Origin of the sequence: Kitasatospora sp. NPDC093806 (genome assembly GCF_040683335.1) — a bacterium.
Lineage (GTDB): Bacteria > Actinomycetota > Actinomycetes > Streptomycetales > Streptomycetaceae > Kitasatospora.
Genome location: NZ_JBFBDO010000101.1, coordinates 1 through 20,507, shown reverse-complemented (window position 1 = coordinate 20,507; position 20,507 = coordinate 1). Strand labels below are relative to the sequence as shown.

The following is a 20,507-nucleotide window of genomic DNA, read 5'->3' as shown; positions in this document are numbered from 1 at the left end:
TTCGTGCAAGATTGTGCGAGCGGGGGCACCCGATGATCCTCACCGTCACCCTGAACGCCGCCGTCGACCTCACCTACCACCTCGACCGCGTCCACCGGCACGGCAGCAACCGCGTCGAGCAGGTCGCCGAACGCGCCGGCGGCAAGGGCGTCAACGTCGCCCGGGTGCTCACCGCCCTCGGCCACCCCGCCGTCGTCACCGGCCTGGCCGGCGGCCCCACCGGCGCGGCCCTGCGCGCCGACCTGGCGGCGGCCGGCCTGCGCGACGAACTCGTCCCGATCGCCGGCACCACCCGACGCACCGTCGCCGTGGTCGAACGCGGGGCCGGCGACACCACCGTCTACCTGGAACCGGGCCCGGCCGTCACCCCCGCCGAATGGTCCCGCTTCCGCGCCCGCTACCGCCGCCTCCTCGCCGACGCCACGGCCGTCGTTTTCGCCGGCAGCCTGCCCGCCGGCCTGCCGACGGACGCCTACGCCACCCTGATCGGCCTCGCCGCGACGGCCGGCGTGCCCGCCGTGCTCGACACCGACGGGCCCGCTCTGCGCGCCGGCCTCGCCGCCGGACCCGCCCTGGTCAAACCCAACGCGCACGAACTCGCCGCCGTCACCGGCGAGTCCGCACCGCCGTCCGACCCGGCCGCCGCCGCCCGGGCCCTGCGAGCCGCCGGCGCCCGGACGGTGGTCGTCTCCCTCGGCCCCGACGGCCTCCTCGCCTGCACCCCCGACGGCGACTGGCACGCCCGCCCGCCGCGGCACATCCGCGGCAACCCCACCGGCGCCGGGGACGCCGTCGTCGCCGCCCTCACCGCCGGCCTGCTCGCCGGCACCCCCTGGCCCGACCGCCTCGCCGACGCCGTCGCCCTCTCCGCCGCCACCGTCCTCGCCCCCCAAGCCGGCACCTTCGACCCCGCCGACCACCACCGCCTGCGTCCACTCGTCGAGGTCCGCCGGCTCGACTGAACCCCGCACCGAACGCCCGTCAGTCCGGCCCGAACCCCAACAACCCGTGGTAGTCCCGGAAGAACACCTGCCCCACCAACTCCCGCCGCGAGCGCACCCCCGTCTTGTCGAAGACCGCCTTGAGATGGTCCTGCACGGTGTACGGCGACAACGACAGACTGCGCGAGATCTGCGCCGTCGAAGCCCCCCGCAGGACCTGCGCCAGCACCTCGCACTCCCGCTCGGAGAGCCCGTAGGAGTGGATCAGCCGGGACACCTGGTCCGACGGCGCGGCCGGCCCGACCGACAGCGCCACCTGCACGCCCTCGCCGCCGTCCAGCCGCCACCCCTCGATCGCCGCCAGTCCGCCCGCCCTGGTCGGCACACACGCCCGGGCCCCGGCCGCGCCGTTGCGCAGCGCGGCCGCCGCGACGCTGTACACACTGGCGGGCAGCCCGCGCCCCCGGGCCGGCTCCTCGGCGAGCTCGGCGAACCACCCCTCGGCCGTCGCGGAGAGCGACAGCGGCGAGTAGTCGGCGGCCAGCACCACCAGTCCCGACCGCGCGAGCCCGTCCGGCCCGGGTGCCCCGATCGAGGTCCGCCGCAGCAGCCGCCCCAGGGGCTGCGACAGCCCGGCGGCGAAGGCCAGTTCGGCGGGCGAGAACGGCGGCAGCTCCCCGGACCGGACCAGCACCAGCGCACCCCAGGCTCGCCCGCCGTCCCGCAGCAGCACCCGCAGCTCGTCACCCAGCCCGAGCGGCCGGTAGATGTCGCGGTACCGCACGCTGTGCTCCAGTCGCCCCCCGAGGTTCACCCCGAGGCTGTCCACCGGCACCGCCTGCCTGGCCAGCGCGGACATCTGCACCGCGTCGCCCTCCCGGTACTCGATGTCCAGCATCCGGGGCATCCAGTCGGCGCTCACCCCGTGCCGGAAGCTGCCGCCGATGTTCAGCAGCGTGACCGAGTCGAGCAGCACCCCCGCCCAGATGTCGAACCGCAGCGTCCGCGCGAGCTCCGGCACCGCGCTGGCACCGACCGCCGCCCACGCCGCCCCCGCCACTCGTACCGCCTCGCTCGGTCCGTTCCAGATCGCGGCGGTGAACAGCGGCAAGTGCGCCGACGTCAACGGCGACCCGTTGCTCCCCGGCAACGACGGTGACAACGTGGCGCAGTGGACCTGCGGCGGTATCACGCGGAGCAACCAGGTCTGGTACCTGACCGACGCGGGCGACGGCTCGTACTACATCACCGCCGCCCACAGCGGGAAGTGCCTGGACGTCGCCGGCGGCACCGAGGCGACCGAGAACGGGGCCAACGTCGCGCAATGGACCTGCCTCGGCTTCAACCAGACCAACCAGCGCTGGCGGATCGAGAACCGGGCCTGGCAGAAGAACCGCAGCACCTTCACCCTCGTCGCCGTCCACAGCGGCAAGTGCCTGGACGTCGAGGGCGGCATCTGGTCGACCCGGAACAAGGCCAACATCCACCAGTGGGAGTGCCTGGGCTTCAACCAGACCAACCAGCGCTGGTACCTGATCTCGCTCTGACGGCTGGGCGGCCCTGCCGAACGAGTGAAGCAGGGCATCGCCCGGGCGTTTCGTCCACGAATCACCTCCGTTGCGACGTGTAGCTTCCGGTGCCGACGGGGCCGCCGTGGTGCCCCGCGCACCACGGCCGGCCCGCCCGCCTCGCTCACCGTCCCCGGAGGAACCGCGCCATGCGCTCCCGCACCCTCGCCGCCCTCTCGATGGCGGCCGCCCTGCTGGTCACCGGCACCGCCGCCACCACCTCGGCCGCCGCGACCACGACCGGCACCGCCGTCACGGCCGACCCGACCGACTGTCCGAGGGAGCAGTACCGGCCCACCGACGAGGACAAGGCCAAGTACTACTGCGGCTTCAAGGAGTTGGGCCCGAAGACCCTGCCCTCCTCGGTCGCCAAGCTGCTGACGAACTACGACCGCTTCGGCGGCCTGACGCCCCAGCAGTTCCTCTCCTGGTACCGCGACGGCCTGGACTGGAAGTACCCCGGCAACGACGGCTTCCGCGAGACCGGCGGCGTCGTCGACCGGAAGGAGGTCACAGTGAAGGAGGACACCCACCTCGACCGCTTCGGCGCCCCCTACGGCCGCTACCTCTCCACGGCCGGCACCTCATTCCCCGCCCGCGCCCTCCCACCGGACAGCCTCAACCCCATCACCAACGACCAGGGCCAGCCCGAGGACAGCTACCACTGCTACACCGTGCTCAAGGAGTTCAAGGTCCAGCAGGGCGGCATCGCTTCGGCCTTCGCCCAGCCCGGCAACGGCGTCCAGCAGTACCTCAAGGAGGAGCTGAAGCCCGCGGGCTTCGACAGCTACTCCGTCAAGAACCTCCTCAGCCACGACTACCTGAAGCTGGAGGCCGACCCCAAGATCTGCACCGGCTGAAGGGCCGGGTCAGGCGCGAAACTTGGCCGGGGCCCCGCCGCATCGACACTGCGGCGGGGCCCTGTCGATGAGCGCCCGGGGCGCGGCATCAGACGGTGCCGAACTCCCCGTCGCGCACCGCATTGACGAACACAGCGAACTCCGAGGCGGGAAAGACGAGTGCGGGCCCCTCGGGGTCCTTGGAGTCACGGACAGGGACGACACCGTGGAAGTCGGCTGCAACTTCCACGCAGGAACCGCCGTTGCTGCTGTGGGAGGACTTGAACCACGCGGCGAGGGACAGGTCAACTGGGCTGATCACGGGGACAGTTCCTCTCGTATCTTGCGAATGAGTTCGAGGGATGCAGCCCGATTCAGTGCATCCACCTGCAACCGATCGTAGGTCTTTTCCCAGGTCCTGACAGTCTCGTCTTTTCGTACGACGTATCCCTGCTCTGCGGACTCGGTGTAGCCGATCACTGAGCGGTCGGCGAAGGTCAGCAGGGTGACGAAGGCTCGGAACGATGCGTGCTCGGCCAGACTGAACGGAGCCACCTGGAGTACCACGTAGGGTCGGCTTGCCATCTTCTCCAGGTGATCGAGTTGCGCCGCCATGGTGGTGGGGCCACCAACTGGGCGACGGATGCCGCTCTCGTCCATCACGGCGTGGATGAGCGGCGGAGCGGGACGCCTGTGAAGTTGCTGGCGCTTCGCGAGGAACTTCCTTCGGCTCTCGGACTCCTCGGGTGTGGTGTTCCCGGATGCGACTGCGGCAGCCTCAAGGGCAGCTGTGTAGGCCGGGATCTGGAACAAGCCCGGGACGAGGTTCGGTTCGAAGACGCGGATCTTTGCCGCGCGGGCCTCCTGCGCGGCGTGCTCCGGAAACCCCTCGATGAAGCCCCGCCGCCGGAGTCCGATCCACATGAGCTCAAGCGTCTGGCCGGTCCCGAGTGCTTCATCCGCCAACCTCGCGAACCGCAGCGCGGTGGATTTGCGGCCTGTTTCTACTGCCGAGACGTAGCTGTCCGAGAACCCCATGGTGGCGGCCAACTGCTCTTGAGACCAACCACGAGCCTCGCGTGAACTGCGGAGCTGTGCGCCGAACGCCGCGCGGGGAGATGACTTGGGATCAAGTTCCTTGCGGTTCAATGATCTTCCCCTATTCCACTTCCCTCTAGGACAAGTTGAACGGTTCCCCAGCCTAGTCCACAGTGATGCCGCCTCGGTAGTTAAGCGACTACGGAACGGAGTGATCATCATGCCGCGCAAGAAGTCGGAGCCGGCGAGACCGGACTACCAGCCGGAACTTGGCGAACTGGTGCGGGACTTGGCTCATGGCGGCGCCGTTGGTGCCTTTATGGGCACCGTGTCCGGTGAGATCTACCTTCGGCGGCCGGACGGCGGGGTCGAGTGGACGACCTACGCGAGCGAGATCGAGCCGGTCGCCGCTGACAGTGGGCTGGCCCCCGACTCCCGATCGGCGAGCGGGGCGGCGTGAGCAGTCTCGCCGCTTGCCGCATAGGTTCCCGCCCCGGGCACGTGCTGGCGGTCTCCGTGGCTGCTGCGCGGGAGCTGGGCGAGGAAACCGGCCTTGGTCGCGTGGTCACACACGGCCTGGTGGTCGATCAGGTCGCCGCCAACCCGGATACCGGGGCCCCGGAGGGCGTGAACGTCGTATGTGATGGCGGGACCATGTCCGCGGCCGACGCCGAGGCCCTGTCCTTGCCCATCGAGGCGATGGACGAGATCGAAGCGCTGGCGTGGATCCGACCGGACGACCTGCACGCCTTCGCCCTGCCGTTCATGGAACGGCGGATCCGCGCGGCCGTGGCCGCCGCGCTGGTCGGCTACCGGTTCCCGCTGCTCTACAACGGCGAGCCGGCGGAGCAGCCGACCGCCGCATAACCCCACAGGCCCGTGTGCGTTGGGGCGCACACGGTCGGGCCCGCCCCGCTCGAATCCGTGATCTCCGTCCGTGCCGAGCGGGGCGGGTCCCCATCGCTGGAAACCCACAGTGCAGGCAAGCGGCATCGCCGGCGCCGTGGGGGAGCCCCTGCTGAACCTCTGCTTTTGGACGGTCGAGCGACTTCGCCCGTCCAGGGGCGGAGCGACATGCACCAACGACGGAAGGAACAGATGTGACTGCCGTACTCGAACCGCCCACGGCGACCGTTCCGGGCGTGCCGCACGTGATCGAGTTGGAGATCACCGGGAAGTGCCAGCTGGAATGCAGCCACTGCTTCGCCGAGTCGGGGCCGACCGGCACCCACGGTGTGATGACCATGCCCGACTGGCGTGAGGTGATCGATCAGGCCGCCGACCTCGGCATCCGAACGGTGCAGTTGATCGGTGGTGAGCCGACCGCTTACCCGGGGTGGGCCGACCTGGTCGACCATGCGCTGAACGGGGCCGCCTCGTCGAGGTGTTCTCGAACCTGTACCACGTGACCGCCAAGGGGTGGTCCGTCTTCGAGCACGACGGCGTGAGCCTCGGCACCTCGTACTACTCGCCGAACCCCGGCGAGCACGACAAGGTGACCACCATCAAGGGGAGCCACGAACGCACCCGGGCCAACATCGCCGAAGCCGTTCGCCGTGGCATCCCGATCCGGGCCGGCGTCGTGGGCGTCCATGACGGACAGCTGGAGCGACTCGCGGTCGAGGAACTGCGTGCGCTCGGCGTCGTGCAGGTCACGCTCGACCATGCCCGGGGCGTCGGTCGTGCGGCGAAGGTCGAGCCGGACGTCAGCACGCTGTGCGGGGACTGCGGCCGCGGCCGGCTGGCCATCATGCCGGACGGCTCCGTGAGCCCGTGCGTGCTCGGGCGCTGGATCCGACCGTTCAACGTCCGCCGGACTCCGCTGCGGGACGTGTTGGCCAGCCCCGAATGGGCGGCGGCCATCAGCACCATCCCACCGCGCGTTCCTGACGGTCTCGCGGCTGCCCCGGTGGCGCTGGGCGGTTGCCCGCCGAACGACTCCAACGACTGCAACCCGGCCAACACACCGGCCTGCAACCCCGCCTACGGCGTTGCCCCGCTGGCGCTGGGCGGCTGCCCGCCGAACGACTCCAACGACTGTGCTCCCACACAGGCCCCGTGCAATCCTGCCTTCGGGCTGTAGGAGGGGCAGAGATGGACTGGCAATATCTCGCTGCCGAACTGGCTGCACGCATCACCGACCCGGACTCGCGATGGCGCCGACCGGTGGAGAGCGTTCCCCGGCACGCGCTGATCCCGAAGTGGTGGGAATCCACCCCCGAAGGGTGGACGTTGCGCGTCGGCGAGGACGACCCGAAGCGCTGGGCGGAAGTCGCTTACGGCAACGAGTCGACCGTGACCAGCGTCGGTGGATTGCACGCGGACCTCGCGAAGCCGGACGATCACCCGACCGGACGTCCGACGTCGTCGGCGACGTTGGCGGCCCTGGTGGTGAAGATGCTCCGACACGCGCGGATCAGTAGCGGCCAGGACGTGTTGGACGTCGGCACCGGTGCCGGAGGGCTGACCGCCTACCTCGCCCACCGGATCGGCGACATGCACGTCACGAGCGTGGATGTCGACCCGTACCTGATCGAGGCGGCCCATGCCAGGCTCGCCGCCCTCGGGCTGCGTCCGGCGCTGGCGACCGTGGACGCCACGGGCCCGCTTCCCGGCGACTACGACCGCATCGTCTCCACGGTCGGCGTCCGACCGATCCCCGTATCGTGGCTCGCCGCTCTGCGGAAGGGCGGGCGCCTCGTCACGACCATCCGGGACACCGCGCTGATCCTCACGGCCTGGAAAGCTCCCGACGGTGGAGCCGTCGGGTACATCGAGCGCGACTGGGCCGGCTTCATGGGCACGCGACACGGCGCCGACTACCCGCCGGGCCCGGTTGAGTTGTTCGCCCTGGCCCGCGAGGCCGACGGGGATGAGGTGTCGACCGGCCGATACCCCGTCGCGGACATCCGGGACGCCTGGGAGGTCTGGTCGTTCCTGTCCGTCTCGGGCCCGGGGATCGAGTACGACTTCGAAGAGCGGGACGGCAAGCGGACCGCCTACCTGGTCCACCCGGACGGATCGTGGGCACGGGCGACCGCCGGCCGGTACGAGCCGCCCACGGTTCACCAGGCGGGTCCGCAGCGGCTGTGGACGACCGTGGAACAGGTCCGCACGCGAGCCATGGTCGAAGGTGGCCTCCCGCTCTACGGCTGTCACGCGAGGGTCGACCCCGATGGGGCGATTCACCTCTCCCGGGGCCAATGGTCAGTGGTCGTCACGTGACCGACGAACACTGAGTCGTCGGGCGGGCGCCCACAAGCTGGGGGATGCCGTCCGGCGACTTGTCGGCCCTGCCTGGCTGGTGAACTCCAGTAAGGCAGGGCCTATTTGCTTGGTGTCGGACTACCTGAAGCTGGAGGCCGACCCCAAGGTCTGCACCGGTTGACGGGCCGGGTCAGGCGCGGAGCTGCGGCCCCTGGGGGCGAGCCAGGAGTCGTGCGAGGAGTCGGACGTCGCCGGTGTAGATGTAGGACGCGGCGGCGTCCGACTCCGGGGGGACGAGGTCGATCTGGTCGAAGCTGTCCTCCAGGGCGCTGTCGAGTCGCTCGTTGATCATGTCCAGGACTTCCTGCGACACCGTGAGGGCGGGCACGGCCACGTACGGGGTGGGGCGGACCCTGCTGAGTCGCGTCTTCAGCTGATTGATAGCGGGAACCCGGGGCGTGAGCGGAGTCGAGTAGAGGGCCACCCCGATGTGTGTGCTGCGTCCGGGCGAAGCCGTCGCATGCCGCCGGTTGAGGTCCTCCGACAGTCGTAGCAGGATGACGCCGGCCGCTGCGAGGGGGTCAGGGGAGTCGGGGAGGGCTACCAGGAGGTCGACCTCGGGCGCGAACGCTGCCGGGGTCACGGTGGCGTCGATGGCTTCCGCGCGCAGGATGTCGCTCAGGGCACCCTCCACCGCCAGCGCGGCGTTTCTCCAGTTCTCGGTCGCGGCGCGATGACGTTCGCCGACGAGCTCCAGCTCGATCGCGAGGTGCAACGCCCCCTCGGCCCGGGCCGGTTCGCTGCGGGACGTGCTCACCAGGTCGGAGACGAGGTCGATGAGCTGGGCGACCGACACGGGACTGCCCTCGGGGGCCGTGCCGTCCAGTAGGGCGACCAGGTTGGGCCGCTCGGTCCGGAGCCAGATGAGCGCGTCGTCGGGGTCGCGGAAGAACGGTGAGGGCGGGGTGTCGGACGCGCGGCGCAGGTGGGTGACGGCGGCGTCCACCATCGACCGGTAGTGCTGCACCAGCCGGGCGGTGGCGCCCGCGCGGTCGTCGTCGGCGGCCCCGGCCTCGCCCAGCTCGGTGGCGTAGAGCCGGACCAGGTCATGCATGTGCCAACGGCCCCAGGTGCGGCCGGGGTTGACGAGGTGGGTCCGGGCCAGTTCCCCCAGCACCTCCTCCGCCGTCTGGACGTCAATGTCGGCCAGGGCGGCGGCAGCCTCGGTGGACAGGTCGGACCCCGGGTGCAGGGGCAGCAGGCGGAAGAGCCGGGCCTGGTCCGTCGGCAACTCCCAGTAGGACGGGATGAGAGCAGCTCTCACGCCTTGATCGCCGCGCTTCAGCCGGTCGAGCCGGAACCGGGGGTCCTCCAGACGCTGGACCAGGGAACTCAGCGGGCGGCTCGGCAGGTCGGCCAGGAGAGCGGCGCAGATCGTCAGCGCGAGCGGCAGGTGACCGCACAACCGTGCCAGCTGCAGGGCTTGTTGGGGATCGTCGCCGATCCTGGTGTCCTCGGTTCCCTGGGAGGAGCGGAGCCGGTCGGCGAGGAGGCGGAGGGAGTCCCCTGGCGTCATCACCTCCAGGCTGTAGCGGCGCGCTTCGATCGGCAGGATGTGGCGCGAGCCGACCAGGACGGTGACGGGACCGTCCGTGGGCAGGAGGGGGGTGACCTGGGCGGCGCTCGCCACATCGTCGAGGACCAGGAGGACCGGCCCGGCCACCGAGGTACGCGCGGCCAGTGCGCTCCGGTAGGCGTCGGCTCGCTCCCGCAGGTCGGCCGGGATCGACTCGGACGGCACGCCCAGGGTTCGGAGGAGGATCTCCAGGGCCTGCTCGGGAGTGACGGCCAGGTTCACGCGGGTCCCTGCCAGGTCGAGGTAGAACACGCCCCCGGGATACCACTGCCGGTCTCGGGCGAGACCGGCGGCCTGGATGACCAGCTGGGTCTTCCCCACTCCAGGGAGGCCGGATACCAGGGCGGTCCGGGTGACCGCGCCTGTCCCGGGCTCAGCGGGTGCCAGGAACGCCAGTAGGTAGTCGAGGTCCTGGTTGCGGCCGGCGAACACGGCGGACCTGGGTGGGAGGGTCGAAAGGCTGGTGGGCGTCAGTGAGGGAGCGTGGACGGTCACGTCCGGGGCCCCAGCCCTGCGGTCGCGGTCCGACTCCGCCACGATCTGCGCCAGTTCCCGCTCGAAGTACTCGTGAGTTTGAAGGTCGGGGGGGAGGGGCAGTTGGCGGGCCAGCCTCCGCAGCCGGTTCACCAGGGGAAGGTTCGCGGGGTCGTACTCCTGGCCCAGCCGGGTGCACAGGTCCTCGAACACCTCCTCGTCGGTGAGCAGCCCCAGCGGGATGACGGTGGCGGAGGCGGGGAAGACCGGGCGTTCGGCCGCGTCGGTGGTCACGATGACGGAACCCCGGCGGGTCGGAGGGAGGAAGAACGGGACGCGGCTCTCCTCGCCCGGGTGGCCCCAGGCGGTGGTGGGGACGCCGTCGAAGACGATGAGCCAGTTGTCGTGCTGCTCCAAGCGCTCCCACAGGGGGTCGAGCGATTCGTCGTCGAGCGGTTCACCGGTCGGGGAGAGCGCCGACCAGAGCCGTTCGAGTCCTCGCTCCACGGACTCGGCGCTGCGGGCGTCGATCCGGTGGTGGAAGGGGTGGAGGTCGTCGGAGTGGTGGATGTACTCCTGGATCAGCCGGCGTCGGCCCGTGCCGGGATCGCCCGTGATGACGATGAGGGAGGGCAGGGTCAGGACGAGGGCCATGAGGTCGAGTTCATGTTCCCGGCCGATCATCCGGGGCGGGTCCGGCGGGGTCAGCACCGGGGGAACCGGGTCCAGGCGGTCCCGCCTGAGTACCGGGGCCGGTGCCACAGCAGAAGGGAGCGGGCTGACCGTCGCCAGGGCGGCGACCGTCCCTCCGCCCTCGCCGGCCCCCCGCCGGACCGCGTCCGCCAGGGTCGCCGCCAGCCGGGCGTGCTGGCCGCCCGCGCCGGCCAGGACGGCCACCGCCACCTCGGCGAACGGCAGGCTGCGCTCGGTCAGGCGGACGCCCGTGCCGTCCGCCGCCCCGCCGGCGGCGAACGCGCGGAAGTCCAGGGTCCCGCCGAAGGTCGCGGCGACGCGCCCCGACACCTTGGCGAGCACCTGCTCCAGGACCCCGACGGACTCGGTGCTGGTCAGCTCGGTGAGCAGTTCCTTCCGTACGCCGACGCGGAAGTCGTAGACCTGCTCGTCCGGGTCGCCCGCCACCACCGAGCCGCCGTACGGCTCGATCAGCCCGGAGACGAACAGCTCGGCGAGGTCCGTCTGCCCGGACTCCGGCACGGTGGCCCGCTGGACCAGCCGCATCACCGGCAGGCTCAGCGGCGACGCGGCCAGGTGGCAGGCGAGCCGGTAGGCGGTGGGCGAGCTGCCGGCCCGGAAGCGGTCGACCCGTTCGGCCGGGGTGGCCGGGTCCTCGGCGGGGCGGGCGGGGCGCTGGGGGCGTGAGCCGTCGTCGATCGGGGTGGCGAGCATCGGCGTCCAGCCGGAGGTCCGGCCGGCGGTGAGCTCGGCCCACGGGGCGAGCCAGTCGGCGTCGACCTCCAGGACCGGCAGCCAGCGGACCCGGGCCCGCTCCTCGGCGCCCCGGGGGCCGCGCGGGACGCCGGGCAGGGCGGCGTCGGAGCGGAAGGTCGGCACCGGGCGGCCGGTGACGGAGGCGCGGGCCTCGACGGGGGCGGTGCGCAGCGCGGTGCGGTGCCACAGCCGGCGGGGCAGCACCTGGAGCGCCGCCGCCGGGCGGGTGGCCGCGACCCGGGCGAGGAAGGGGCGGAGCGCTCGGCCGTACCAGGCCGGGCCGACGCCGTCGGTGAGGACCAGCAGGATCCGGCGGCCGGTGGGGTCGTTGAGCGGGCGCGACCAGTCCGTCAGCGCGGCGGGGTCGTCCTCGTCGGCAGGAACCGCGGCGGCAACAGAGGCGGCGATGGGGGCCGAGGCGGCCGGGCGGCGGCGGTGGAACGGCGCGAGCGTCGGCACCGGTCCGTCGGTGCCGAGCGCCCAGCAGCGCAGGTCGGCGAAGGCGCCGTGGCGCTCCAGCAGGGTGGCCAGCTCGCCCGCCAGCCGGTGCCAGACCGCCATCGTGGCGCCGGTGTCCACCAGCAGGTCGACCGCGAAGTGCGGCTGCTGGGCGGGCCGCCAGGCCGGGAGCAGGATGCCCGTCTCGGCGATGGCCTCGGCGGTCGCCTCCTCGTCGAGGGTCGCCCGCCCGGGGGCGTCGACGGCGCGGCGCAGCGGGCGCAACGCCCGGGCCAGCGCGAGCCCACCGGTGAGCGCGGCGGGCTGGGCGACCCGGACGGCGTGGCCGATGCCGGAGCCGTCGCCGCCGCCGGACCCGCCGGTGCCGGGGGCGCCGCCGGCGCCCGGACCGCCGTCGACGTGCAGGCTGGTTCGGTGCTGGTCGGACGCCGCCCCGTTCACGGGTGTGCCGGTGCGGCCGGGGTCGGTCTCCGTCCCGGACGACAGGTCGTCGTCGGCCGCCTGCTCCGGGGGCCGCTGCGACGGCGGCCCGGGGGCGACCGGCCCCGGGTGCGAGGGGACCGAGTCGAGACCGGCGAGCCGGGACATCCAGAGGACGTCGGCGACGTCCCGCGGCGAGGGCTCACCGTCCGGCGGCCGGAGCAGCCCGCCCAGGGCGTCCCGCAGCGCCTGCTGCGCGGACGACGGCAGCGGGTGGGACGGCAGCGGGTGGGACGGTTGCGATGGCTCCGGCCGCTGCTGCGGCGACGGCTCGGTCACGCCGGCTCAGCTCTCGTTCAGCGGGCGGAGCAGGACCTCGGTCAGGAGGTCGTGCATCCGCTCACCGTCCCCGAGCCCGCGCCCGGCCATCAGCAGGGCGTTGAGCAGCTGGTCGTTGGCGAGCTCCGCGTGGTCGGCGCGCTGGCGGCGCAGGAACTCCGTGATCAGCTTGGCGCGGGTGGACGGGGCGCCGTCCGCGGTCTCCTCCTCGCCGAGGTGGGCGGCGACCATCGCGGCGAGCCGCTCCTCGTCCGGGGGCCGGATCTCCAGCCGGACGCAGCGCCGCAGCAGGGCGCTGGGGAAGTCCCGCTCGCCGTTGCTGGTGAGGACGACCAGCGGGAACTCCGTGCAGCGCACCACGCCGCCCCGGACGACCGCGGTCCGGCTCTGGTCGGCGGTGCCCACCTCCTGGGAGCCGGGGCCGAGCCGGAGCAGCTCGGGGATCTCGAACTCGCCCTCCTCGAAGACGTTGAGGAGGTCGTTCGGCAGGTCGATGTCGCTCTTGTCGATCTCGTCGATCAGCAGGACCCGGGGGAGTCGCCAGGGCAGCAGCGCGGTGCCGAGCGGGCCGAGCCGCAGGAACTTCCCGATGGTGGGCTGGCGGTTCTCGTAGTAGCCGTCGAACTCGGGGATGAAGACGCCGTCCCGGTAGCGGCTGCTCGGCGGGATCTCCTCCGCGCGCAGACCGGCCTCCTGGAGCCGGCCGATCGCGTCGTAGCTGTACAGGCCGTCGCGCAGGGTGGACCGGCTGCTGATCGGCCAGCGCAGCACCGGGCCGAGGCCCAGTTCGTGGGCGACCGCGTAGGCCAAAGTCGACTTGCCGACACCGGGCTTGCCGGTGATCAGCAGCGGGCGGCGCAGGTGGAGGGCGAGGTTGACCAGCTGCACCTCCCGCTCGTCGGCCTGGTAGGCGGCCGCCTGCCGGGCCCGGCCGAGCCGGCGGGCGGTGGCGCCGGCCGCGTCCTCCTCGGGCGGCAGCGGCAGGTCCTCGGGGTCGCCGTCCGGGTCGCCGAACGCGCGCCAGGCCGGGGCCGGGGGGAGTGCGTCGATCCCGGCGTGGGGTGTGCCGGTGCCCCGGTAGATCCACCAGTCCTCGGCCATGCCTGCTCCTACCGCCTCATCGCTCGTCGTGGTGCCCGGGTCGGGGGTGCCCGGGTCGGGGGTGGTCGTGGGCTCCGTCATCCGACCATCCCAGGGAATTGGCCGTCCTGGTCCGGATCCACGCAGTCCGGGTCCTCCCAGAGCAGCGTGACGGTGTGATGCGCGTCCGCCACCTTGGTCCGGAGCTTCTCGCGGTAGTGGTGCACGGTCTCGGGCAGTTCGGCGAGCCGGCCGGAGCCGTGCCCGCGGAGGGTGGCGACCAGGGGGTCCGCGTGGCCGGCCGTCCGGCGCCAGATCAGCACGGGCACGCCGTCGACGATCATCGCGTCGTCGACCAGGTCCCGCACGTCGGGGTCGAGTTCCTCGTAGGGGACGTTGAGCCCCAGGCAGGCGAGCTTCCGGTGGTCGTCGAGCCACTTGGACAGGGCGTCGATCTGCGCGGGATCGAGTGAGGGCCAGCCGACCCGCTCGGTGTCGTCGAGCTCGGCGGCGTTCAGGTGCTCCCAGCGGGTGCGCCAGTTGGCGAAGTTGACGTTGTGCTCGGTGTAGCGTTCGAGCGACCGGACGACCACGGGGTGGAAGCGGCCGAGCGGCCGGCGGGTGGTCTCGGAGGACCAGAGTTCGGCGGCGTGCCCGAGGATGGAATGCGGCAGGAGGAACTCGATCCGGACCGGATCGGTCGATTCGCGCATCTCCCGGCGCAGCTCCATCCAGTTGTTCAGCCGGGCGCTGCCGTCGCCGACCAGCTCGCTCTTGGCGAACCACTTGGGGTCGAGGCTGCCGACGCGCCGGAACCGCCCGCCGGCCAGGGGCTGGCGGTAGTAGGAGATGTGCAGGCGGTACCCGCTGTCCTTCTTGCCCGGGGCCGTCGCCTCGTCCAGCCGGACCTGGATGATCAGCCGCTCGGCGGCGTCGCCCGTCCGCGGGGCGGGGATGCGGCGGCCGAAGGTCTTGACGAAGTGCCGCAGGGCGGGGAGTTCGCGGCACGCGACCGTCGGATGGGCCCCGAGCGCGCGGAGGAAGGCGACCAGTGGGTCGAGGAGGTCGGGGTCGGGCCGGTTGACGATCCGGACCAGGAGCTCGGGCAGGGTCTCCTGCCCGGTGAGGCGGCGCAGCCCCCTGGTGTTCTCGGGCACGAGGCGGTTGAGTGCGGCCGGCGCCTGGAACGTGCGCAGTTCACCGATCACGGCGATCAGCTCGGCGGTGGGCAGTTCGTCGGCCCGGGCGAGGACCACCTTGGTCAGTTCCAGCCACCCGAGTGCGCCGTCGTGCTCCGCGAAGTCGTGCAGGGTGAAGTAGAGGGAGTCCAGGGCGGCCCACGGCTCGTCGTACGAGGCGACCGTCGTGAGCAGCTGTCGGACGTGGGCGTGTGCTTGCCCGTCCTCGCGGATCTCCGAGTCGATGCCGGGTGTCAGTTCGGATCGCCCCATGGCCCGGATGACGTCCAGGCGGAAGGCGAGGCTTGACATGTCGTCGAATCCCAGGAGGACCTTGGTCAGCAGCCTCTCGCCCGCCGCCGACCACGGCCTCGACTGCCCGGGTGGTGTTCCGGTCATCCGGCTACCTGCTCTCCCGGCGGTCGACGGCACCCCCGACGGCCCGCTCGATCAGCGGGCGGAGCTCGTCGAGCGCCCCGTCGTCGGGGGCCAGGTCCGCCAGCGCGGTGTACAGCGCCCGCAGCGCGGACCGCCCGTCGCGGAAGCTGTGGCAGCGGCGCACGATCCGGAGCAGGTGGGCGCGGCTGTCGGCGCGTTCCTCCACCTCGAACGGGCCCGCCAGTTCGAGGTGTTCGCCCATGGTGTCCAGCAGGTCGAACCGGCCGGCCAGGCGCCGCAGCAGCGGGAAGGCCAGCAGGACGGTGACCAGCTCGGCGTCCGTGGGCGGCGGCAGGTGGACGGGTCCGGCCGCCGCGGTCACCACACCGGCCGCGTCGAGTAGGGCCGCGAGGGCGCCGACCGGGGTGAACCAGCCGCCCTCGTCGTGCTGGTAGGAGCGGGTGCCCTTGAGCACGCCGCGGACCAGGCCGTCCGCCCCGACCAGCATGCTGCCGCTGTGGCCGTCGCGGATGCCGTCGCCGAGGACGCGGACGAAGTCCGCCGAGCGGCCGACGACCCGCAGCGCCAGGGTGTCGGGGCGGGGGCCGGCGGCGGGGGTGTAGGTGGAGTAGCCGAGGGCGGTCAGTGCCGAGTCCGGTTCGGCCTCGGTGCGGGCCAGTCCGGCCACGGGGTGGCCGGTCCAGCCGGGGACGGTGAGCAGCGCGAGGTCGGGGAACGGGTGGTACTTGCCGCCGTCGCCCTTCTCCGGTGCCAACCGGATGTGTTCGGCCGCGACCGGGTGCTCGTCGGCCGCGTGCCGGATGCTCACCGGCGCGCCGTACTGGGAGAAGCCAGGGTCCAGGACGGCGGCGAGGACGTGTGCGGCGGTGACGGCGAGGCCGGGGGCCACCAGGAACCCGCTGCCGCAGAAGTCACCGGACACGTTGATCATGACTGCGCAGTCGCGCAGGGCCTCGGTTTCGACGAGGCCGAGTCGTACCGCCGCGGTCACTCGGGGTCGGTAGCGCTCGGCGCGGTCTGGGAAAGCTCGGCGGCCTGCTGCCGGCGGCGCTCGGCGAGGTCCCAGGAGAGCCGGACGGTCAGCGCGGCCTCCGTCCCGGCCTCGGCGATGACGCCGAGGAGCTGGCCGGACTTGACCGCCAGCTTGAGGCCGAACTCGACCTCGAAGGAGTCGGGCGAACCGGCCGCCCCCTGCGTGATGCTGTCGGCCGCCCAGCGGCCCACGCCCTGCACGGTCTCGCGGACCTGATCCAGCGTCAGGGCGACGGCCGAACCCAGCTGCGCGGCGGCCCGGCGGCCCCCGCCGAATCCGGCGTCACCGCCCGAATCCCCTTCCGTCTGCCGGAAGTTCACCTCGCCGATCACCTCGGCCTTGACGGTCGAACCGTCTCCGAGATCGATCGTCACCGTTTCGGTCACTGGGCCCCTCCGAAGATCCACTCAGACGCGCCATCAGAATACTCGTCGCCTTGCGCTCTTGGGCCGGGACGGTGGAGTTCAGGGGCGGCGGGCGGGGGCCGACGGGTGGGCAGGATCGCCCGTCCCGGTCTGCCCGAATTCCTGGCCGCCGGGCGCGAACCCGCAGGCGGGCGCCCCGCCGGCCGTGCGGGGCGGCCCTGCCCGGCGCCCCGAGGGACCTTCGACACATGCCGTGACCTGGGCGTTCGCCCCTACGGTGCGTGCCGCGCGGGCCTGTTCGCCCGGCGACGAGACACGGACGACGTGACACGGACGACGAGACGCGGGCGACGAGACGCGGGCGACGTGACACGGACAACGAGACACGGACAACGAGACAGGGATGGCGATGAGAGCTGGCACGAGGACCGGACCACCGTACTGGCGCAGGGTGCGCTCGGCGGCGGTGGCGGCGGCCCTGGCGGTGACCGCGACGCTGGTCGGGACGGGGGTGGTGGGCCCGGCCGCCGCCCCGGCGCTGGCGGTGCCGCCGCCGAACGCGCCGACCGCGATCGTCTCGATCGGGGACAGCTTCATCTCGGGTGAGGCCGGCCGCTGGAAGGGCAACGGCAGTGACGCCTTCACCGCCCTGCCGGAGGACACCTACACGGTCGACGGCAAGGACACCTACTTCAAGACCGGCAACGCCTGTGACCGGTCGAAGTTCGCCGAGATCGTGAGCAACGCGATCCCCGTCGACGCCAAGATCAACCTCGCCTGTTCGGGCGCGGTGACCGACAACGTCCTGGAACCTCCGGTGGCGGAGGGCCGGCCGGAGCCGCTGTTCAAGGGCGAGCCCTCGCAGACCAAGCAGCTCCGCGAGAAGGCGCAGAACTACCGGGTCAAGCTGATCGTGGTGTCGATCGGCGGCAACGACATCCACTTCTCGGACATCATCAAGGCCTGCGTCACCTCCTACCTCAACCCCACCCCGATCGGCTCGGACTGCCCGGCCTCCCGGGCGGCGGAGTTCGAGAAGGACATCAACGAGCTGAGCGCCCGGGTCGGCAACGTGCTCGACGGGATCACCGGGGTGATGCGCGGCGCCGGGTACCAGCCGTGGGACTACAAGCTGCTGCTGCAGTCCTATCCGACGCCGATCCCGACCCCGAACCAGTACCGGTACCCGGCGAGCGGGCCGCGCTTCCGCAGCGGCGGCTGCCCGTTCTCGGACGCCGCCTCCGAATGGGCCGTGAACACGATCATCCCGCGGCTCAGGGACACGCTGACCGGCGTGGCGCGCAACCACAACGGCTACTTCATGGACCTCTCCGACGCCTTCGCGGGGCACGAGCTGTGCCGGATGGGCACCCTGCTCACCACCGACCCGGCGGAGGAGCGCGCGCTGTTCGCCGAGGAGGCCGAGTGGATCCGCTGGATCCCCGCCACGTGGGACGCGCTCGGCGGCGCCGTGCAGGAGGCCATCCACCCGAACTACTTCGGACAGCAGGCCCTCGGGAAGTGCCTGGAGCAGTTCTGGAACGCCACCACGGTCAACCCGGCCGGCTCGTGGCTCTACACCTGCCGCAACCGCGGCTCGGGGCCGCAGACGATGGTGGTGGACGCGTCCGAGGTGGGCGGCTGGGGGCAGAACACCGAGCGCCGGGCCTTTGCCCTGTCGGCCAAGCGGACCGCCGCGTACTACGACGACTTCCTGACCGGACACGGCTTCAACCAGCTGCCGGACACCCTCACGATGCAGTGGCGGCAGGCCCCGGAGAACACCCACGGCCAGTTCGTCGTCCCGGCGCCGCGGTTCTCGCTCGCCCAGATGTGGAGCATGGAGCAGTCGCCGGTGGACCGCAACGTCTTCAAGCTGCGGCAGACCGACCGCGCGGTGACCGTGAGCCCCGACGGGCTGAACGTCGAGCTGCAGGCGAACAGCGACGCCGACCCGGGCCAGGTGTGGAGGGCCGAGAACGCCGGTGGCGGGCGGGTGTTCCTGCGGAACAGCCTGACCCAGACCTGCCTCTACACCCGTGAACTGGGCCGGCCGCCGGGGGTCCGCCCCTGCGACGGGGCCACCGACCAGCAGTGGAGCGCCCACCCGATCCGCGACACCCGGTTCGAGATCGGCGCGCGCGCGGCCGGCGGCGGCTGCCTCGGCTCGCAGAACGGGCCGGACCTGCGCGGCGGACCGGCCGACACCGGCGCCTGCAACGAGACCGCCTCGCGCTGGTGGAGTGCCGATGCGCCGCCCGGTGACACCGTCCCCCGCACCCCGAACGGCAATCCGGGGCTCGCGGCGACGACCGGCGCCCCGGCCACGGGTGCCGGCATGGCCACCACGGCCGGCACGTCGACCGCGGCCACCACAGCCAGCACGTCGACCGCGTCGACCGCGTCCGCCGCGTCGCTGACCGCGGACACCCCGGCCCTGATCGCCGGCCCGATCATCAACCTGAAGGCCGAGGGCGAGTGCCTGGGCACCGGCGGCGGGACCGGCGGCGGCACCCCGGTGGGGTTCGAGCCCTGCTCCGGCGCCCCCACCCAGGCCTGGCGCTCGCTCGGCGAGGGCCAGCTGATGCACGTCGCCTCCGGCCGCTGCCTGTCCAACCCGGTGGGCGGCGCCCAGGGCGTCCCGCTGTCCATCGCCGACTGCGCGCCGGTCGACGCCCAGTTCTGGGTGGTCCTGGACGAGCTGCCGCCGTGCGGCAGCCTGGAGGGCTCCGGCCCGACGCCGCCCGACCCGACGCCCGGCGACGGCCAGACCCCGGCCGGGATGTGCCGCTCGGGCAACATCCCGCGTGCCTCCGGCGCGTCCGTCTCCGCCGCCTACTCCTTCCTGGCCGGCGCGCAGGACAAGTACGCCGCGAACGGCGCCCTCGGGGTGCCGCAGAGCTACACCGGGGGCTTCTTCTCCTCCCCGCAGTTCGGCCCGGACGGCTACCAGGCCTCGTTCACCTACGACAACTCGGTGGTGATCGCCGCGCTGCTCACCCGCCGCCAGGCCGGGGACCTCGCCCGCGCCCAGGCGCTCGGCGACTCCCTCCTCTACGCCCAGGACCACGACCGCACCCCCGACGGGCGGCTGCGCGCCTCGTACGAGCCGAACCCCTTCGTCACCCGGACCGGCGCCCCGTACGTCGGCGGCTTCTCGGTCTACACCGGCAACACCGCCTGGATCGGGATGGCCTTCACCCGGCTCTACGACGAGACCGGGGACCAGCGCTACCTCGCCGGCGCGCTCAAGGCCGCCGACTGGATCCAGCGCAACGCGGCCGACGGCCGGGGCGTCGGCGGCTACACCGGCGGCTTCCGCGACGAAGACGGCACCGGGGCGATCATGACCCGGCTGACCTGGAAGGCCACCGAGCACAACATCGACGTCGGCGCGTTCTTCGCGATGCTCGCCAAGGTCACCGGCGACCAGACCTGGCGGGGCCGCTCGGACAACGCCTTCGGCTTCGTCCGCAGCATGCAGGCGGACGACGGCCGGCTGTGGACCGGCACCGGCCTGGACGGGGTCACCCAGAACCGCGACACCGTCCCCGAGGACATCCAGACCTGGAGCTACCTGGCCACCCTCGACCCGCGCTACGCCGTCTCCATCGACTGGGCCGCCACCAACCTGGCGGCCTCGGACGGCGGGTTCACCGGGGTGAGCTTCGGGCGCTCCGACACCTCGAAGGTCTGGTTCGAGGGGACGGCGCACCTGCTCGCCGCCTACAACGTCCGCCGGGCCCCGGGGGACTTCGCCAAGGCGGGCGCCCTGCTCGACTCGCTGCAGCGGGCCCAGGGCAGCGCGCCCAACACGGACGGCAAGGGGCTGGTCGCGGCGTCCAGCGACGGGCTGATCACCGGCGAGGGCGACACCTACTACGCGGCGCTGCACACCGGGGCCACCGCCTGGTACCTGCTCGGGGCGCTCGGCGGGAACCCGTTCCGGCTCTGACGCCCGCCTGAACCTCCGATGACGGTCCCCCGCCGCGGTGGCGGGGGACCGTCGCGTCAGGCGTCGGTGGGCAGCGGCCTGGCCGGAGACGTTGCGGGCGGCGCGGCCGATGGTCTGGATCAGCGAG

17 protein-coding genes are annotated in these 20,507 nt (G+C 72.5%); 9 read left to right on the top strand and 8 right to left on the bottom strand.

Annotation, left to right across the window (positions count from 1 at the left end; all coding sequences use genetic code 11):
- Positions 1 to 32 precede the first annotated feature (32 nt).
- Complete coding sequence (locus tag AB0N76_RS31995; protein ID WP_363563151.1) at positions 33 to 962, top strand: 1-phosphofructokinase family hexose kinase; 930 nt, start codon at positions 33 to 35, stop codon at positions 960 to 962.
- 19 nt (positions 963 to 981) lie between these two features.
- Here the strand turns inward: AB0N76_RS31995 and AB0N76_RS31990 are convergent, their stop codons facing one another.
- Positions 982 to 1,962, bottom strand: a complete 981-nt coding sequence (locus tag AB0N76_RS31990) for a LuxR C-terminal-related transcriptional regulator (RefSeq protein ID WP_363563149.1) — start codon at positions 1,960 to 1,962, stop codon at positions 982 to 984.
- On the opposite strand from AB0N76_RS31990, the gene AB0N76_RS31985 reads away from it, so the two are divergent.
- Together AB0N76_RS31985 and AB0N76_RS31980 are read left to right on the top strand one after the other, a co-directional pair.
- A complete protein-coding gene (locus AB0N76_RS31985; RefSeq protein ID WP_363563147.1) occupies positions 1,928 to 2,488 on the top strand; it encodes an RICIN domain-containing protein in 561 nt (186 codons plus the stop codon). The two genes, AB0N76_RS31990 and AB0N76_RS31985, sit on opposite strands and share 35 nt — an antisense overlap.
- Before the next feature lie 170 nt (positions 2,489 to 2,658).
- Positions 2,659 to 3,369, top strand: a complete 711-nt coding sequence (locus AB0N76_RS31980; protein ID WP_363563145.1) for a TNT domain-containing protein — start codon at positions 2,659 to 2,661, stop codon at positions 3,367 to 3,369.
- Between the two features lie 88 nt (positions 3,370 to 3,457).
- Here the strand turns inward: AB0N76_RS31980 and AB0N76_RS31975 are convergent, their stop codons facing one another.
- Both AB0N76_RS31975 and AB0N76_RS31970 read right to left on the bottom strand, forming a co-directional pair.
- Positions 3,458 to 3,667 (bottom strand): DUF397 domain-containing protein, encoded by a 210-nt coding sequence (locus AB0N76_RS31975; protein ID WP_363563165.1) that lies wholly within the window; start codon positions 3,665 to 3,667, stop codon positions 3,458 to 3,460.
- Positions 3,667 to 4,497 carry a helix-turn-helix transcriptional regulator gene (locus AB0N76_RS31970; RefSeq protein WP_363563143.1) on the bottom strand — a complete coding sequence of 277 codons (831 nt, stop codon included), beginning with the start codon at positions 4,495 to 4,497 and terminating at the stop codon, positions 3,667 to 3,669. The genes AB0N76_RS31975 and AB0N76_RS31970 overlap by 1 nt, the downstream gene beginning before the upstream one ends.
- Positions 4,498 to 4,606: 109 nt before the next feature.
- Between AB0N76_RS31970 and AB0N76_RS31965 the strand changes: the two genes are divergently transcribed.
- The 5 genes from AB0N76_RS31965 (at position 4,607) to AB0N76_RS31945 (ending at position 7,611) form a co-directional block, all read left to right on the top strand.
- Positions 4,607 to 4,846: a hypothetical protein gene (locus tag AB0N76_RS31965; RefSeq protein ID WP_363563141.1), complete on the top strand. Its 240-nt coding sequence runs from the start codon at positions 4,607 to 4,609 to the stop codon at positions 4,844 to 4,846.
- The gene (locus tag AB0N76_RS31960; RefSeq protein WP_363563139.1) at positions 4,843 to 5,253 is read left to right on the top strand and encodes a hypothetical protein; all 411 of its coding nucleotides are present in this window, start codon (positions 4,843 to 4,845) and stop codon (positions 5,251 to 5,253) included. The genes AB0N76_RS31965 and AB0N76_RS31960 overlap by 4 nt, the downstream gene beginning before the upstream one ends.
- 275 nt (positions 5,254 to 5,528) lie before the next feature.
- On the top strand, positions 5,529 to 5,795 hold the full coding sequence (locus AB0N76_RS31955; protein WP_363563137.1) for a radical SAM protein: 267 nt from the start codon (positions 5,529 to 5,531) through the stop codon (positions 5,793 to 5,795).
- On the top strand, positions 5,771 to 6,469 hold the full coding sequence (locus tag AB0N76_RS31950) for an SPASM domain-containing protein (protein WP_363563135.1): 699 nt from the start codon (positions 5,771 to 5,773) through the stop codon (positions 6,467 to 6,469). Before AB0N76_RS31955 ends, AB0N76_RS31950 begins: the two co-directional genes overlap by 25 nt.
- Before the next feature lie 11 nt (positions 6,470 to 6,480).
- On the top strand, positions 6,481 to 7,611 hold the full coding sequence (locus AB0N76_RS31945) for a methyltransferase domain-containing protein (protein ID WP_363563133.1): 1,131 nt from the start codon (positions 6,481 to 6,483) through the stop codon (positions 7,609 to 7,611).
- Positions 7,612 to 7,783: 172 nt separating this feature from the next.
- Here the strand turns inward: AB0N76_RS31945 and AB0N76_RS31940 are convergent, their stop codons facing one another.
- The 5 genes from AB0N76_RS31940 to AB0N76_RS31920 all read right to left on the bottom strand — a co-directional run bounded on the left by AB0N76_RS31940 (position 7,784) and on the right by AB0N76_RS31920 (position 16,434).
- Entirely contained in the window at positions 7,784 to 12,370 is a 4,587-nt protein-coding gene (locus tag AB0N76_RS31940) for an SAV_2336 N-terminal domain-related protein (protein WP_363563131.1), read from the bottom strand.
- A 6-nt stretch (positions 12,371 to 12,376) separates the two neighbouring features.
- A complete protein-coding gene (locus AB0N76_RS31935) occupies positions 12,377 to 13,471 on the bottom strand; it encodes a MoxR family ATPase (RefSeq protein ID WP_363563163.1) in 1,095 nt (364 codons plus the stop codon).
- Between the two features lie 77 nt (positions 13,472 to 13,548).
- On the bottom strand, positions 13,549 to 14,940 hold the full coding sequence (locus tag AB0N76_RS31930; protein ID WP_363563129.1) for a hypothetical protein: 1,392 nt from the start codon (positions 14,938 to 14,940) through the stop codon (positions 13,549 to 13,551).
- A gap of 91 nt (positions 14,941 to 15,031) precedes the next feature.
- Positions 15,032 to 16,018: a trypsin-like peptidase domain-containing protein gene (locus AB0N76_RS31925; RefSeq protein ID WP_363563127.1), complete on the bottom strand. Its 987-nt coding sequence runs from the start codon at positions 16,016 to 16,018 to the stop codon at positions 15,032 to 15,034.
- Positions 16,015 to 16,434, bottom strand: a complete 420-nt coding sequence (locus AB0N76_RS31920) for a CU044_2847 family protein (RefSeq protein WP_363563126.1) — start codon at positions 16,432 to 16,434, stop codon at positions 16,015 to 16,017. The genes AB0N76_RS31925 and AB0N76_RS31920 overlap by 4 nt, the downstream gene beginning before the upstream one ends.
- Positions 16,435 to 16,834: 400 nt before the next feature.
- Here AB0N76_RS31920 and AB0N76_RS31915 point away from each other — a divergent pair, with 400 nt between their 5' ends.
- Positions 16,835 to 20,380 carry a ricin-type beta-trefoil lectin domain protein gene (locus AB0N76_RS31915; RefSeq protein ID WP_363563124.1) on the top strand — a complete coding sequence of 1,182 codons (3,546 nt, stop codon included), beginning with the start codon at positions 16,835 to 16,837 and terminating at the stop codon, positions 20,378 to 20,380.
- Positions 20,381 to 20,507 lie beyond the last annotated feature (127 nt).